General features: G+C 43.5%; 15 protein-coding genes. 4 read left to right on the forward strand and 11 right to left on the reverse strand.

Annotation, left to right across the window (positions count from 1 at the left end):
* Window positions 1–22: 22 nt before the first annotated feature.
* Window positions 23–1,054, reverse strand: a complete 1,032-nt coding sequence (locus AB4135_RS21425) for a Leu/Phe/Val dehydrogenase (RefSeq protein ID WP_371995454.1) — start codon at window positions 1,052–1,054, stop codon at window positions 23–25.
* A gap of 268 nt (window positions 1,055–1,322) precedes the next feature.
* On the opposite strand from AB4135_RS21425, the gene AB4135_RS21430 reads away from it, so the two are divergent.
* The gene (locus tag AB4135_RS21430; RefSeq protein ID WP_248975128.1) at window positions 1,323–1,760 is read left to right on the forward strand and encodes a DUF4826 family protein; all 438 of its coding nucleotides are present in this window, start codon (window positions 1,323–1,325) and stop codon (window positions 1,758–1,760) included.
* A 95-nt stretch (window positions 1,761–1,855) separates the two neighbouring features.
* Here AB4135_RS21430 and AB4135_RS21435 read toward each other — a convergent pair whose 3' ends face one another.
* From AB4135_RS21435 to AB4135_RS21460, 6 genes are all read right to left on the reverse strand, one after another.
* Window positions 1,856–2,983 carry a JmjC domain-containing protein gene (locus AB4135_RS21435; RefSeq protein ID WP_371995455.1) on the reverse strand — a complete coding sequence of 376 codons (1,128 nt, stop codon included), beginning with the start codon at window positions 2,981–2,983 and terminating at the stop codon, window positions 1,856–1,858.
* A gap of 92 nt (window positions 2,984–3,075) precedes the next feature.
* The gene (purB, locus tag AB4135_RS21440; RefSeq protein ID WP_371995456.1) at window positions 3,076–4,443 is read right to left on the reverse strand and encodes an adenylosuccinate lyase; all 1,368 of its coding nucleotides are present in this window, start codon (window positions 4,441–4,443) and stop codon (window positions 3,076–3,078) included.
* Between the two features lie 29 nt (window positions 4,444–4,472).
* Complete coding sequence (gene hflD / locus AB4135_RS21445) at window positions 4,473–5,090, reverse strand: high frequency lysogenization protein HflD (RefSeq protein WP_371995457.1); 618 nt, start codon at window positions 5,088–5,090, stop codon at window positions 4,473–4,475.
* A gap of 3 nt (window positions 5,091–5,093) precedes the next feature.
* Window positions 5,094–6,209 (reverse strand): tRNA 2-thiouridine(34) synthase MnmA, encoded by a 1,116-nt coding sequence (gene mnmA, locus AB4135_RS21450; RefSeq protein ID WP_371995458.1) that lies wholly within the window; start codon window positions 6,207–6,209, stop codon window positions 5,094–5,096.
* 192 nt (window positions 6,210–6,401) lie between these two features.
* Entirely contained in the window at window positions 6,402–6,854 is a 453-nt protein-coding gene (locus AB4135_RS21455) for an NUDIX hydrolase (RefSeq protein ID WP_371995459.1), read from the reverse strand.
* Window positions 6,847–7,527, reverse strand: coding sequence for an rRNA large subunit pseudouridine synthase E (locus AB4135_RS21460; protein ID WP_371995460.1), 681 nt, complete (start codon window positions 7,525–7,527; stop codon window positions 6,847–6,849). The genes AB4135_RS21455 and AB4135_RS21460 overlap by 8 nt, the downstream gene beginning before the upstream one ends.
* A 298-nt stretch (window positions 7,528–7,825) precedes the next feature.
* On the opposite strand from AB4135_RS21460, the gene AB4135_RS21465 reads away from it, so the two are divergent.
* Window positions 7,826–10,051, forward strand: a complete 2,226-nt coding sequence (locus AB4135_RS21465; RefSeq protein ID WP_371995461.1) for an NADP-dependent isocitrate dehydrogenase — start codon at window positions 7,826–7,828, stop codon at window positions 10,049–10,051.
* Window positions 10,052–10,158: 107 nt separating this feature from the next.
* On the opposite strand, the gene cspD is transcribed toward AB4135_RS21465, so the two are convergent.
* The gene (gene cspD / locus AB4135_RS21470) at window positions 10,159–10,365 is read right to left on the reverse strand and encodes a cold shock domain-containing protein CspD (RefSeq protein ID WP_012155761.1); all 207 of its coding nucleotides are present in this window, start codon (window positions 10,363–10,365) and stop codon (window positions 10,159–10,161) included.
* A 239-nt stretch (window positions 10,366–10,604) separates the two neighbouring features.
* Between cspD and clpS the strand changes: the two genes are divergently transcribed.
* Both clpS and clpA read left to right on the forward strand, forming a co-directional pair.
* Window positions 10,605–10,913 (forward strand): ATP-dependent Clp protease adapter ClpS, encoded by a 309-nt coding sequence (gene clpS / locus AB4135_RS21475; protein ID WP_020912009.1) that lies wholly within the window; start codon window positions 10,605–10,607, stop codon window positions 10,911–10,913.
* 36 nt (window positions 10,914–10,949) lie between these two features.
* Window positions 10,950–13,208 (forward strand): ATP-dependent Clp protease ATP-binding subunit ClpA, encoded by a 2,259-nt coding sequence (clpA, locus tag AB4135_RS21480; protein ID WP_371995462.1) that lies wholly within the window; start codon window positions 10,950–10,952, stop codon window positions 13,206–13,208.
* A gap of 123 nt (window positions 13,209–13,331) precedes the next feature.
* Here the strand turns inward: clpA and infA are convergent, their stop codons facing one another.
* The 3 genes from infA to aat form a co-directional block, all read right to left on the reverse strand.
* The gene (infA, locus tag AB4135_RS21485; protein ID WP_005500725.1) at window positions 13,332–13,550 is read right to left on the reverse strand and encodes a translation initiation factor IF-1; all 219 of its coding nucleotides are present in this window, start codon (window positions 13,548–13,550) and stop codon (window positions 13,332–13,334) included.
* A 122-nt stretch (window positions 13,551–13,672) separates the two neighbouring features.
* Entirely contained in the window at window positions 13,673–14,398 is a 726-nt protein-coding gene (locus tag AB4135_RS21490; RefSeq protein ID WP_371995463.1) for an arginyltransferase, read from the reverse strand.
* Window positions 14,388–15,098, reverse strand: coding sequence for a leucyl/phenylalanyl-tRNA--protein transferase (gene aat / locus AB4135_RS21495; protein ID WP_371995464.1), 711 nt, complete (start codon window positions 15,096–15,098; stop codon window positions 14,388–14,390). The genes AB4135_RS21490 and aat overlap by 11 nt, the downstream gene beginning before the upstream one ends.
* Window positions 15,099–15,108 lie beyond the last annotated feature (10 nt).

The raw sequence follows: 15,108 nt of genomic DNA on the forward strand, positions 1-15,108 counted from the left end.
ACCTATTTTAGGACTAGACACATTATTTAGCAGCGTTAATGATCTCGCGTGCCATTTCATCAGCAACATCACCTGTAGTGCGGTTTTGTTCATCTGACTGCTTAAAGATTGTGAGCAGTGTGTTGTAGATCTCTTCAACTTTGGCTGTAGCCGCTGCAGGATCGTAGTCTTTTTCGAAAGAGACATTAATAATGCCGCCAGCATTTATCACATAATCTGGAGCGTAAAGAATGTTTTGCTCTTTCAACAACTCACCATGGCGAACCTCTGCCAGTTGATTATTGGCACAGCCAGCAACAATTGTCGCTTTAAGCATCGGGATGGTGATGTCATTGATTGTTGCACCTAAAGCACATGGCGCATAAACATCGACATCTTGGTGATAAATGTCTTGCGGAGCCACAACGATTGCACCAAATTCAGAGGCGACTCTATCTAACGACTCTTGGTGGATATCGGTAACAATTAACTCTGCGCCTTCTTCATGCAGATGGCGACATAAGTAGTAACCGACATGTCCAACACCTTGTACCGAGATCTTAAGCCCTTTAAGGCTGTCTAGGCCACGCTGGTGCTTTACCGCGGCTTTAATGCCTAAATATGTGCCAAGGGCTGTATAAGGCGATGGGTCGCCACTCTTGCCCTCTAGACCAGCCATATAAGGGGTTTCTTGATGAGCAATCATAATATCTGCAGTCGATACGCCAACATCTTCAGCTGAATAGTACTTGCCACCTAAGGTATCAATACAACGGCCGAACGCTCTGAAGAGGGCTTCGCGGTCTGTTATTTTTGGATCAGCAATGATAACGGACTTACCGCCACCCATAGTCAGGCCCGCTAGTGCGTTTTTGTAGGTCATGCCACGAGAAAGACGCAGGACGTCGGTTATTGCTTCATCGTCTGATTCATAATTCCACATACGGCAGCCGCCAACAGCTGGGCCTAAGTTTGTGTTATGAATTGCAATAATGGCTTTAAGGCCGCTTTCTTTGTCCTGACAAAAAACAACTTGTTCATGGTCGTCAAAAGAGATGTGATTGAATACTGCCACTTGTTGATCTCCGCTATAAGCATCGAAAATGCCGCTACTGCTAGATTACAGTGCGATCTGTTTGTTATATTTATTGCAGAACGATAGCATTTAGCGATACTCTCAACAAAGTAAAGATTCGGATTATTTGTGATCCATGTGGCAATTCTGCTTTCCACTTTACGTTAACGTAAAGTTTTAAGCGTTATTTAAGCGAGTTAGGCGTGTAAAATTATTAGAGAGTTGCATAGCTATGGACTCAAAAGAACAATAAGAAAGGATGAAAGAGATGGCTGAACAAGAAGTCGATCAAGCTCAAGACCAAGAAGCATTAAGACAAGAGTGGATCAGAACGCAATTTCAAAAAGCGAACAAGTTTCTTGCTGAAAAAGGCATTATGCCAAATAAGGTGTATGCGGATGAAAGTCGCTATTTAGCGCCTTTTGTCGCCATTTGGAAAATGGATTCTAAAAAACCAGCTAAGCAAACATTTTGGGTAATGTCAGGCGACTTACCTGCTGATTATGTTGATGTTAATGTCGCGGCAACCGCTCGTGATGCTATCCGCCATTTTTCTATGATGTGGCAAATGAAAGCCGAAAATATTCAGCGTTCAGGTCTGACTAAAGATCCTGCACAAGCTCAGTTTGCCGAGCTACTTATCTCGCGCGCTGAAGGTTTATACAAAATGCAGGCTGATGATAAAATCTGGGGACCTGCTGCGTAAGTTAATTGTCTAGACTGTTTTTCAAGCGCCAGAATAAGTCATTTATTCTGGCGTTTTTGTTTAAAGTTCTTAAACTTAGCTTTCAAATTGATAGTTTAGCCTAAGTAAAAATAACCGCGATTGAGTAGCGTTAAAATCAAGGTTAAGGTGTCTTCGTTTTGCGTTAACTTTTGGGTCTGCTGCGAGTCAAAGCTAAACTGGTTAGCTAACAAACCGATATCTGTAGCTATGTTTGCTGAATGCTCAAAGGCTTCACCGTTAATAAATACTCTGTCAACGCTATCATTTTCTAACTGCAACATTTTCAAACCGCCAATGCGATTTAGTTCTGCACCTTGTTCAATGTCTTCTATTAGCATATCTGCTGTATAGGGCTCATCAGGCTCGCATAAATCCAGTTCAAAACGGTTTTGACTTAACATGCTGCCTAACATTGCTTGATAACTGTCAGGTGAACTGGCGAGCTCAGTGATAAGTGCCATCATATCTTGCTGGTGGCTGACGCTTACCTGGTTAGCTATCGCGGGCTCAGAGGTTGACGTAAAACGTTTTAAGCCGGTATTGCTATCAATAAGCCCATCAGCGAGTGCACTGAATAACTCTTGCTGGCTAGGAGCACGAAAACCAATAGAGTAGCTCATCGCCGTGGTTAACGTCTGGCCTTGATGAGGGTAACCTGGCGGAATGTATAACATGTCGCCTTTTTCCAGCACCACATCGATGATTGGCTCAAAGCCTTCAATTAGCGGTGTGGTTGGGTCATTATTTTTAGCAGCGTATTGGCCTTTTTCTCCAACTGTCCAATGCCGCTGGCCTTCGCCTTGAATAATAAACACATCATAGTTATCAATATGCGCGCCAACGCCACCTTTAGGGGTTGCAAAAGAAGCCATTAAGTCATCAAAACGCCAGTCAGGAATGAAACGAAAAGCATCAATAAAATGAGCCGAATCAGGATGCCAATGGTTGAGCGCTTGTACTAATAACTGCCAATGGCTGTCACCAAATTTATCGTAATCTTCAAAAGGTCCTTGGCAGATCTGCCAATCGTTTTGTTGGGTGACGACCACACGAGAAGATACTTCCTCCTCACATGCTAAACCCGCAAGTTCATCTGGGCTGATGATCTCTTCAAAATTAGGGAATGCATTTTTGATAAGTAACGGCTTTTTCTGCCAATAGTCGGTTAGAAAAGCATTGGTATCTAAGTTAAGACTGTACATGTATGGCAGCACTCATAAAAAGGATAAAAATAAAGGCGATAAGCCTAAGCTTACCGCCTTATTTACAACATTAGTAGTTTAACAACTAATGATTAAAGCTCGTCAACGAAAGTTTCTGCACGGCCAATATAGTTGGCAGGTGTCATCTTCTTAAGTTCAACTTTTACGTCATCTGGCAATTCTAAACCGTCAATAAAGACCGCTAGTTGCTCACCATCGATACGCTTACCGCGTGTCAGCTCTTTAAGTTTCTCATATGGCTTTTCAATGCCATAACGACGCATAACGGTTTGAACTGGCTCAGCCAGTACTTCCCAATTACCATCTAACTCTTTGCGAAGTTGCTCTTCGTTCACCTGTAGCTTACTGATCCCTTTTAATGTCGCTTGGTAAGCAATAAGAGAGTGAGCCATACCAACACCTAAGTTACGTAGAACAGTAGAGTCAGTTAAGTCACGCTGCCAGCGAGATACAGGAAGCTTAGCGGCTAAGTGTTGCATTAGCGCATTAGCAATGCCTAAGTTACCTTCAGAGTTTTCAAAATCGATTGGGTTAACTTTATGCGGCATGGTCGAAGAACCAATTTCACCGGCAATGGTGCGCTGCTTAAAGTGGCCTAGCGCAATATAGCCCCAAATGTCACGATCGAAATCGATAAGGATGGTGTTGAAACGTGCTAACGCGTCGAATAGCTCTGCGATGTAATCGTGAGGCTCAATTTGAGTCGTGTACGGATTCCAATTGATACCAAGGCTAGTAACAAAGCGTTGTGAAAGGGCATGCCAGTCAACTTCTGGGTAAGCACTAAGGTGAGCATTGTAGTTACCTACAGCACCATTGATTTTACCCATTATTTCAACGTTAGAGACTTGCGTCAGTTGACGCTCTAAACGTACTGCAACGTTTGCCATCTCTTTACCTAAAGTAGAAGGAGAGGCTGGCTGACCGTGTGTGCGCGACATTAATGGTACGGTTTTGTACTCTTTTGCTAATGCTTTAACCGCATCAACAATTTTTTGGCAATATGGCACAACCACTTGATCACGAGCTTCAGTTAGCATCAACGCGTGAGAAAGGTTGTTAATATCTTCTGAAGTACAAGCAAAATGCACAAACTCATCAATTGCAACAAGCTCGGCGTTATCTGCTATACGTTCTTTAATGAAGTATTCAACCGCTTTAACATCGTGGTTGGTTGTCGCTTCAATATCTTTAACGCGCTGGGCATCAGCTACGCTAAAGTTATCTTTAATTTGATCAAGTAAAGCTAGCGCAGCTTCACTAAAAGGTGGAACTTCTTCAATTTCTGGGCAGCTAGAAAGCAGCTTTAGCCAGTTAATTTCGACTTGAACACGGTATTTGGTCAGGCCGTACTCGCTGAAAATCCCTCTTAATGAGGCGGTTTTACTACCATAACGACCGTCTACCGGAGAGATAGCAGTTAGTGCGGAAAGTTCCATTAGAAGCTCCTTGATGAACTTGTCTTATATTATAGGGTGAGGCTTTTCATAGCTGTGTCGACTATTGTTTTTCTTGCGAAGACAAGGTGCCTACGCTTGCCTCCTAATTGGCGCCATAACACTGCACTGCGCATCGCAGACAGTAAAAGTGCACGAATCTTTTGTTGGGTTTGAGTGCGTTTAAGAAACTCAGGGTTACCCGAAATTTGTAATTTGGGGCCAAGCTCACTGACGATGTCACTGTATATACCGGCAAAGTTAGCAATAACTTGCTCGTCAGTGATTTCGAAATGGCTAAGTTGGCGGTGGATCTGATTGATCCTTTCCGACAACATCCCCATGGCATTAGACGAGCGAGCGAGCTTTCGCTCCAAGGCTAAAATGCCCACTAAGTAACGGGTCACTTCAACATCTTTTTCCTTTCCGTCACCCAATTGGGTAACGATCATTTGATAGCCTTTTTTCAGTGCGTCTTTATCGGCATAGACTTCAGATGTTGATTCTGGGTTGGTCACTAACACAGAGTTTAAACTCGCTGCTAGTGCCTCTTTGTCAGAGTCGCCATGTCTTGCTATGTACTGTACTTGGGCAACTGCTTGCAAAATGCCAGCAAAAGCCATTGTGCGTTCAAACAACTGATCGCTCATGGATTAATCTCTTATTAGTACATCAATTATTCCGCCGCCTAGGCAGATTTCGCCGTCGTAAAAAACAGCTGATTGTCCAGGGGTTACCGCAGCGACTGGCTCATCAAAGATAACGCGTATTTGATCGTCACTGTCATAAGTTACGGTACATGGCACATCGTGCTGACGGTAACGTGTTTTTAAGGTGATTTTGGCGCCATCAGTAGGGCCTTTTCTATCGACCCAATGCAGTTGGTTAGCCAACAAACCATTTGACATGAGGCGAGGGTGATTACCACCTTGACCCACGACTAACACATTACGAACTAGATCTTTCTCGACCACATACCAAGGATCTTCACTGCTATTCTTCAGGCCGCCAATGCCTAAGCCTTTGCGCTGACCTAAGGTGTGGTACATCAAACCTTGATGTTGACCAATCACTTCACCTTCGCTGGTTTCGATATTACCTGGCTGTGCCGGTAAGAAAGTTGACAGAAAATCAGTGAACTTGCGCTCGCCAATAAAGCAGATACCAGTGCTGTCTTTCTTATCGTGGGTGATAAGGCCCATCTCTTTAGCAATATCACGTACTTCACCTTTTTCTAATTCGCCAACAGGGAAAAGCGAGCGGGCAACTTGCTCATGGCTCAGTGTGTATAAGAAGTAGCTTTGATCTTTATTGCCATCAACACCACGCAGCATTTGGCTGGTGCCATCAATGTCGCGGCGGCGCACATAGTGACCCATTGCGATGTAATCGGCATCTAAAATTTCATCTGCAAACTCAAGAAAAGCTTTAAACTTTATCTCTTTATTGCACATGATATCGGGATTTGGTGTTCGGCCCGCTTTGTATTCTGCAAGGAAATACTCAAATACATTGTCCCAGTACTCTGAGGCAAAGTTGACCGTATGCAGTTTAATACCAAGCTTATCGCAGACAGCTTGGGCATCTTTTAAATCATCGGCCGCCGCACAATATTCATCCGTGTCATCTTCTTCCCAGTTCTTCATGAACAGGCCTTCTACTTGATAGCCTTGTTTCATTAACAAGTAAGCAGATACAGATGAGTCAACACCACCGGACATGCCGACGATGACTTTTTTACCTAGATGAGTGGGGTCGATTGATGTCATAAATCCTAATAAAACCTTTGTGTTTGACGAGCGTTGCAGCCATATATCAGTTAAATATATGGGTTAAAAACCGAATTACAAGGGAGCCTAAAACTCACTGCTTTCTGCGGGGGCGTATTCTATCATGCATTAGGGGACTGATACCAATCAGTATCGGAAGTTGATCAACTTAGCGTGCATTTAGCAAAGGAATTAAAGCCATTGATCATTGAGTACTTCGAGCGGATAGCGCTTGTGGTTTTGATAATCCTCGATGGATTTGAGCACCAGTGGGCTTCGAAGCTGAGGTTTGAGGCTTGTTATCTCAGAAAATGTCAGCCACTTTGTGCAGTGAATTACAGGATCTATCGGCTTGGATTCAAGGCAATCATCTAATGTAGCGCAAAAGGTGTAGCGCACAAAGGCCAGCTCCTCAGTCGCAGTATACTGATAGATTGACACCAATGCTTGCGGCTTTATCTCAAGGCCTGTTTCCTCTTTCACTTCGCGAATGCATGCATCAACAATTGATTCATTGGCCTCAAGATGGCCTGCTGGCTGGTTATATTCAATTTTTCCTTCAATCAACTCCTCGACCAGCAAGTATTTACCGTTAGCTTCAATCACACAGGCGACAGTGGTGTTGGGTTTATAACGTTCAGCCATTCTTACCACTCATATCTAGTTGTCGATACTGACCGTTAGGAAGATCGTCTAGACTCCATTGGCCTATTTTATAGCGGATTAATCTTAGTGTCGGAAAACCGATATTGGCGGTCATCCTTCTTACTTGACGGTTTCTGCCTTCACAGATCTCTATCGTCAGCCAAGTCGTTGGAATGTTTGCTCGCTCGCGGATCGGTGGGTTGCGCGGCCACACTGAAGGGCTGTTCATCACACTGACTTTAGCTGGGAGGGTTAAACCGTCTTTTAGCTCGACACCTTTACGCAGCTTATTTAGATCCACTTCGCTGGGAGCACCTTCGACTTGTACCCAATAGGTTTTAAAGGTTTTCTTTTTAGGTTCAGTTATTTGTGCTTGTAACTTGCCGTCATTCGTCAGCAGTAATAGTCCTTCGCTGTCTCGATCTAATCTTCCTGCGGCATAAACCTCTGGCACTGGAATAAAGTCTTTAAGGGTTTTACGGCCCTGTTCATCAGTAAATTGGCAAAGGACATCGAAAGGCTTGTTAAACAATACAATGACTGGATTGTTAACTTCTCTAGGTTTACTCGCTGCTTTAGCAGGGCGCTGTGGTTTTCTAGCCGCCTTTGCAGAGAAACCATTAGATTTAGCGGGTTTTCTAGTTGTTTTTTTTCTCGAAAATGGCTGAGTCACGCAAATTAACTTTTAAATATGGGGCTAATTTGTCTATTGTACTGCTCATTGGCCATTAGTGGAATTTGAATCTTGCGCGGAATGTTTTATGATGTCGGCCATAAAAGTGTGATCCGCAACTATGTTTGAGTGTTAATGGGATCTTTATTGACCTCGAAGTGGTAAATAAAATAAAAAGTTATCGCACAGTGTTAGTGACGATAAATAATCGAAAGTGACTGAATTTTTTACCTTTTCATCATAAAAATAGACATAATTATTATAAAAATCTTAAATTTAAAATAATGTAGGACGAAAAATGAACGATAAATCATCAACGATCATCTATACCGAAACTGACGAAGCTCCAGCACTGGCAACACTTTCTTTGTTACCCATTATCCAAAAGTTTACCCAAAGTGCAGGTGTTGACGTTGAGACTCGTGACATTTCATTGTCAGGTCGAATCATCTCAATATTCCCTGAAAATTTAACAGCAGATCAAAAAATCAATGACGCATTAGCTGAACTTGGTGAGCTGGCGAAAACGCCTGAAGCAAATATTATTAAGCTGCCAAACATCAGCGCATCAATTCCCCAATTAAAAGCATGTATTTTAGAGCTGCAAAATAAAGGGTATGACATTCCTAACTACCCTGATGAGCCTGCAAATGACGTTGAAAAAGACATTCAAGCACGTTACGACAAAATTAAGGGCAGCGCAGTAAACCCTGTATTACGAGAAGGTAACTCTGATCGTCGCGCGCCGGGTTCCGTCAAAAAGTTTGCTCAGAAAAATCCACATTCAATGGGCAAATGGTCTACTGACTCTAAGTCTCATGTTGCTCACATGAATGAAGGCGATTTTTACGGTAGTGAAAAATCTGTCACGCTAGCCGATGCCGGTAGTGTTTCAATTGTATTGAGCAAAACAGATGGTTCAGAGCAAGTGCTGCGAAATGCCATTGCCCTGCAAGCTGGAGAAGTTATCGATTCCGCTGTGATGAGCAAAGCCGCTTTGGTTAGCTTTTATGAGCGTGAAACATTAAGTGCTAAAGAGCAGGATGTACTATTGTCACTGCACTTGAAAGCCACCATGATGAAAGTCTCTGATCCCATTTTATTTGGCCATGCCGTTAAAGTTTACTACAAAGATGTATTTGCTAAGCACGGCCAATTATTTGAAGAGTTGGGTGTTGACGTTAATAATGGTGTCGGTGATGTTTACGCCAAAATCGCTTCATTGCCTACAGAGCAAAAAGCGGCTATTGAAGCAGATATTGCCGCGGTATACGCAAGCAGTGCTGAACTGGCAATGGTTGACTCAGATAAAGGGATCACCAATTTACACGTACCAAGCGATGTGATTATTGACGCTTCTATGCCTGCTGCGATTCGTACTTCAGGGCAGATGTGGGGTCCTGATGGCCAGCTAAAAGACATGAAAGCGATGATCCCAGATCGTTGTTACGCCGGTGTTTACCAAGAAACAATTGATTTTTGCATTAAAAATGGTGCATTTGATCCAAGCACTATGGGCAGCGTGCCGAACGTTGGCCTTATGGCGCAGAAAGCCGAAGAGTATGGTAGCCACGACAAGACTTTTGAAATTGCCGAAGCCGGCACTGTTAACGTTGTTGATCAAAATGGTGTTGTGCTTATGTCGCACAAGGTTGCAGCTGGTGACATCTTCAGAATGTGTCAGGTTAAAGACGCGCCAATTCGTGACTGGGTTAAACTTGCCGTTAACCGTTCACGTTTATCAGCAACTCCCGCTGTGTTCTGGTTGGATGCCGCCCGTGCTCACGATGCGCAAATCATCAACAAGGTTGAGTTATACCTGAAAGATCACGATACCAATGGTCTTGAGCTTCATATCATGTCGCCAGTTGAAGCAACACGCTTTACCTTAGCGCGCGTTAAAGCAGGCCAAGATACTATTTCTGTAACGGGTAACGTTTTACGTGATTACCTGACCGATCTATTCCCAATACTAGAGCTGGGCACAAGTGCTAAAATGCTTTCAATTGTGCCACTAATGAATGGTGGTGGGTTGTTTGAAACTGGCGCAGGTGGTAGTGCGCCTAAACATGTGCAGCAGGTTGAAAAAGAAGGTCATCTACGTTGGGATTCACTGGGTGAGTTCCTTGCGCTTGGTGCATCTTTAGAGCACCTTAGCCAAACAACCAATAATGCTAAAGCACAAGTCTTAGCTGATACACTGGATTTAGCGATTGGCCAGTTCCTCGATACCAACAAGTCTCCTTCACGCCGTGTGGGCGAACTTGATAACCGTGGAAGCCATTTCTACCTTGCAATGTATTGGGCTCAGGCTGTTGCAGCGCAAACACAAGATAGTGAGTTGCAAGCGCAATTCACTGCTTTTGCAGAAGCACTGACGAGTAATGAGCAAACAATCGTAGCCGAGTTAAATGGTGTTCAAGGGCCAGCAGTGGACTTAGGCGGTTACTATCGTCTAGACGCGGCAAAAGCATCTGATGCAATGCGCCCAAGTGCAACGCTGAATGCACTGATTAACGAGTAAGTTTTATCAATTAGTATAAGGGCCTGTGTATGTAGGTCTTTTTACAGCCAATAAAAAAGCAGAGTAGATAACTACTCTGCTTTTTTTATTTCTTATCACATACTAATCTAGTTAGTGGGTGATATTGCTGACGCGTGCATACCTTTTGGACCTGCTTCTACTTCGAAACTGACGGGTTGACCCGCTTTTAGAGTTCGATAGCCTTCCATTTCGATGGTAGAATAGTGCGCAAAAACGTCTTCACCGCCAGCATCAGGGCAAATAAACCCGAATCCTTTGGCGTTGTTGAACCATTTAACAGTTCCGCTTGCCATACTTCCACTTCCTTCTGTTGTTCACTTCCCAGTAAGATAGTAAAACTTATCAGCGAGGAAAGTCCTTCGCTTACTGAACAGAATGAAAGCAGAAAAGCGTGTTGTCAAGCATATTTTAACAAGCGGGTAACATTTTACGAACAAAGTGGTACAAACTATTTAGTAGGATTTATGTTATTAAATAGATAGAGTTGGATAATCAATTGGAACAAGCCAAGACTAGAGGCTAGTATTGAAGCATGAGCAGAACAGAAAACATTGAACATGTAGAAGAGAGTGTTGAGTCAGAGTTAAAACAGCCTTCTATGTATAAAGTTATTTTAAATAACGATGATTACACTCCGATGGACTTCGTTATTGAGATTTTACAGCTATTTTTTAGAAAAGATGAAGCACAAGCCACTGAAATTATGCTTGCGATTCATCATAAGGGGAAGGGGATTTGCGGTATTTACCCTTTTGGTATTGCAGAAACTAAGGTCGCTCAGGTAAATCAGTTTGCAAGACAAAACGAACATCCGTTATTGTGTTCTTTAGAGGAGGCCTAATTTGGTTGAATCTGTTGTTAATTTTTGGGGGTGCTTATGCTAAATAAAGATCTTGAAGTCACCTTAAATCTGGCTTTTCAGCAAGCCAGAGATGCACGTCATGAATATATGACGGTTGAGCATCTACTGTTGGCATTAATCGATAACCCGGCCGCACAAGAGGCGTTAGTTGCTTGCGGAGCAAACCTAGATAAACTCAGAGGCGAAGTCTCGAGTTTTATTCAACAAACCACGCCTATCATTGCCGATCCTGAAGAAGAGAAAGAGACGCAGCCGACACTTGGTTTTCAACGTGTATTGCAAAGAGCGGTATTCCATGTCCAATCATCGGGGCGAAATGAAGTTACTGGCGCCAATGTCTTAGTCGCCATTTTTAGCGAGCAAGAGTCTCAAGCCGTTTACCTATTGCGCTCAGGTGAGGTCACTCGCCTTGATGTGGTCAATTTTATTTCACACGGTTTTTCCAAGGACGATATCGACACCGACGCAGAACCGAATCGCATCGAAGATCAAACAGAGACAGAAGAAGAGCGCAGTATTTTGTCGCAATTTACCTCTAACTTAAACGAGTTAGCTAAAAAAGGTGAAATTGATCCTCTTATTGGCCGAAGTGAAGAGATAGAACGTTCTATTCAAACTTTGTGCCGCCGTCGTAAGAATAACCCGTTATTGGTAGGTGAAGCTGGCGTCGGTAAAACGGCGATAGCGGAAGGGCTTGCCTACCGTATCGTTAAAGAAGAAGTGCCAGAGGTGATGAGTGAAGCAACGGTTTACTCACTTGATCTTGGCGCCTTGCTTGCCGGTACCAAGTATCGTGGCGACTTTGAAAAACGCTTTAAAGGTTTACTCAAAGAACTGGCAAATGATGAACATGCGATTTTATTTATTGATGAGATCCATACCATTATCGGCGCTGGTTCAGCCTCTGGCGGAGTGATGGATGCGTCAAACCTACTAAAACCACTACTATCGAGTGGTAATTTACGCTGCATGGGCTCAACAACCTTCCAAGAATACCAAAGTATTTTTGAGAAAGACCGTGCACTGGCTCGTCGTTTCCAGAAAGTAGATATTAACGAACCTTCTGTGGCCGAGACGACTAAAATTCTCCAAGGGTTAAAGTCGACTTATGAGGATTATCATAATGTTCGCTACACCATGGCGGCATTGAGTATTGCGGCGAAACTATCAGATAAGCACATTAACGATAGACATTTGCCTGATAAAGCTATTGACGTAATCGATGAGGCGGGCGCGCGTATGGCGATGTTGCCTGCCAGTAAACGCAAAAAGACCATTGGCCAAAGCGAAATTGAAACTATCATCGCCAAAATGGCACGTATCCCAGAGAAGTCGGTATCGAGCTCTGACAAGGATATGCTTAAGAACCTAGAGCGTAACCTTAAGATGGTAGTGTTCGGTCAGGATATGGCGATTGAGGGGCTTAGCTCAGCAATTCGCTTATCTCGAAGTGGCCTTGGTGGCGAGAATAAGCCTGTGGGTAGCTTCTTGTTTGCAGGTCCTACCGGGGTCGGTAAAACAGAGGTGACCAGTCAGCTGGCAAAATGCCTCGGCCTGAGTCTAGTGAGATTCGACATGTCTGAGTACATGGAAAGTCATACTGTGTCTCGTCTTATTGGTGCGCCTCCAGGATATGTGGGTTATGACCAAGGTGGTTTGTTAACCGACGCCGTCATTAAAAATCCACACTGTGTGGTATTGCTCGATGAGATAGAGAAAGCTCATCCCGATGTTTATAACTTGCTACTACAAGTGATGGATCACGGTACATTAACGGATAATAACGGCCGTAAAGCAGACTTTAGACATGTGACCTTGGTGATGACCACTAATGCTGGTGTGCAGGAGACTATTCGCAAATCGATAGGCTTTAAGCAGCAAGATCACACTCAAGATGCGCTGTCGGAAATCAACAAGGTGTTTTCACCTGAGTTCCGTAACCGTTTAGATTCGATTATCTGGTTTAATCACCTTGATATGACCGTTATCGCTAAAGTGGTTGATAAGTTCCTGGTAGAGCTACAAGCACAGTTAGATGATAAGTCTGTAACGCTTGAGGTTAGTGATGAGGCGAGAACGCTTCTGGCTGAAAAGGGTTACGACAAGTCGATGGGTGCAAGACCAATGTCACGCGTTGTGACCGACCTAATTAAACGTCCGCTTGCAGATGCAATACTATTTGGTGATCTAGAGAAAGGCGGTATTGCTCGTGTTGATGTGAAGGGCGATGAGATTGTCATTAAAGCGCAATCACAAGAGAAAGCCATGCATTAATGATAAAACAGGAGTGAAGTCGCCAATGAGACACTGGCTTCACTCTTAAGCATTACTCAAATGACAGACAACAAAAAGCCGGCGCAAGCCGGCTTTTTAAATACGTTATAGGCTAATAATAACTTAGCGTGAACGGAAGACGATGCGTCCTTTGCTCAAATCGTAAGGGGTCAGCTGAACCGTTACCTTGTCACCCGTAAGAATACGGATATAGTTTTTACGCATTTTTCCTGAAATGTGTGCCGTTACGACATGACCATTTTCAAGTTCTACACGAAACATTGTATTTGGCAAGGTTTCAAGGATTGTGCCTTGCATTTCAATGTTGTCTTCTTTCGCCATTAATCAGTTATCCTGTTTAGCCTTCAAATATTAAAAACGGGCGTATCATGCCGCAAAATCACCTCGCTGTAAAGAAAAGGATGAGCGAATCACGGCTGTAGAGACGTTATTAGTATTATTGTTTATTTGCTTATGTTTTTGATCTCAATCTCAGTAACCCAACCTGAGTGGGTAAGAATTTGATGAGGTCGGTAGTCTCGCTTGTAATTCATCTTTCTTGATTCATCAATTTGATAACCTAAGTACAAAAATTGTTTTTGCATCATCTTAGCTATCTTGGTCTGCAATAAGATGAGTAGACTTCCCAAGGAGCGCTTATGCTCATCGGGGTCAAAATAACTGTAGATAGCAGATAAGCTGTTGGGCAGCACGTCGGTAACGGCTACGCCAATGAGCTTGTCATCAATCGACAGCTCGATAAACAGTGGTTGCGTCCAGCTTGCTGTCGCAAAACTATCATATTGCTCAGGCGTTGCTGGATACATAGGACCATCAGCGTGGCGTGTATTAACGTAGCGCTCATAGAGGGCATACTGCTCATCCGTTTTATGGTCAACTATTTTCCAGCTTAAATCTTGGTTATTTTTAAGAGTTCGTTTCTGTCTTTTTGACAATTTGAACTCGTCAATTTCAAGCCTAATCGGTAAACAAGCGGTGCAATGTGGGCATTGCGGCTTATAGATCATACTGCTACTGCGGCGAAATCCTAACGCCAGCAGTTGCTCAAATAACCCAGCATCAATGATCTCCTCTTGTAATACCAAGAGTTGCTCTTGCTGCTCATCTAGATAGCTGCAAGGAAAGGTTTTGGTTCTGCCAACCGTAATAGGTCTTGATTTAGAGTTCAATCGGTACCTCTGTAGTTAACCAGCTATCAGGGTTAACGTTGCCGTCTCTTAAGTGCTTAAGCAATGTGAGAAAGTCTTTACGCTTTATTGATTTAGCCCCCAAACTGTCTAAATGTGGATTCTCAACCTGTGCATCAATAAGTTTAAATCCACACCGTAAAAGGTGCTGCTGTAATACGATCATAGCAGCTTTAGAAGCATTAGTGCGAAGATGAAACATCGATTCGCCACAAAAGACTTGGCCAATGGCGAGTCCATAAAGCCCACCTATGAGGGTATCGTCTTCCCACACCTCAATCGAATGTGCGTGACCTTGTTGATGTAAACTCAGATACGCCTGTTGGATGTCGTCAGAGATCCAAGTTTCCGCTTGCTTGGCTCTAGGCGCCGCGCAGCCTTGAATTACTGCAGTGAACTGTTTATTGATACTAAATGTCCAAGATTGTTTCTTTAGGTATTTGACTAAACTGCGGCTGACTCTTAAGTTTCCGGGTGAAAAAACAGCACGGGGATCCGGTGACCACCATAGTATGGGGTCATCTTGGTTAAACCATGGGAAAATCCCGTTGTAATAAGCGTTTAACAACCTTTCTGGCTGCAGATCGCCACCCACTGCAAGTAACCCATTCGGGTCACTCAGTGCTTGCTCTGGTGGTGGAAAACCTTGTTGATCTTGATTTAAATAGGACAGTGAGTTCACAATTGAGTAA

The organism is Shewanella sp. 10N.286.54.B9 (assembly GCF_041468565.1).
In the GTDB taxonomy this organism is placed as follows: domain Bacteria; phylum Pseudomonadota; class Gammaproteobacteria; order Enterobacterales; family Shewanellaceae; genus Shewanella.

Bases quoted from the DNA above. Each gene is read 5' to 3' on its own strand.
- AB4135_RS21430 (WP_248975128.1), top strand. From the start codon at position 1,323: ATGGCTGAACAAGAAGTCGATCAAGCTCAAGACCAAGAAGCATTAAGA.
- AB4135_RS21435 (WP_371995455.1), bottom strand. From the start codon at position 2,983: ATGTACAGTCTTAACTTAGATACCAATGCTTTTCTAACCGACTATTGG.
- purB (WP_371995456.1), bottom strand. From the start codon at position 4,443: ATGGAACTTTCCGCACTAACTGCTATCTCTCCGGTAGACGGTCGTTAT.
- hflD (WP_371995457.1), bottom strand. From the start codon at position 5,090: ATGAGCGATCAGTTGTTTGAACGCACAATGGCTTTTGCTGGCATTTTG.
- mnmA (WP_371995458.1), bottom strand. From the start codon at position 6,209: ATGACATCAATCGACCCCACTCATCTAGGTAAAAAAGTCATCGTCGGC.
- AB4135_RS21455 (WP_371995459.1), bottom strand. From the start codon at position 6,854: ATGGCTGAACGTTATAAACCCAACACCACTGTCGCCTGTGTGATTGAA.
- AB4135_RS21465 (WP_371995461.1), top strand. From the start codon at position 7,826: ATGAACGATAAATCATCAACGATCATCTATACCGAAACTGACGAAGCT.
- cspD (WP_012155761.1), bottom strand. From the start codon at position 10,365: ATGGCAAGCGGAACTGTTAAATGGTTCAACAACGCCAAAGGATTCGGG.
- clpS (WP_020912009.1), top strand. From the start codon at position 10,605: ATGAGCAGAACAGAAAACATTGAACATGTAGAAGAGAGTGTTGAGTCA.
- clpA (WP_371995462.1), top strand. From the start codon at position 10,950: ATGCTAAATAAAGATCTTGAAGTCACCTTAAATCTGGCTTTTCAGCAA.
- infA (WP_005500725.1), bottom strand. From the start codon at position 13,550: ATGGCGAAAGAAGACAACATTGAAATGCAAGGCACAATCCTTGAAACC.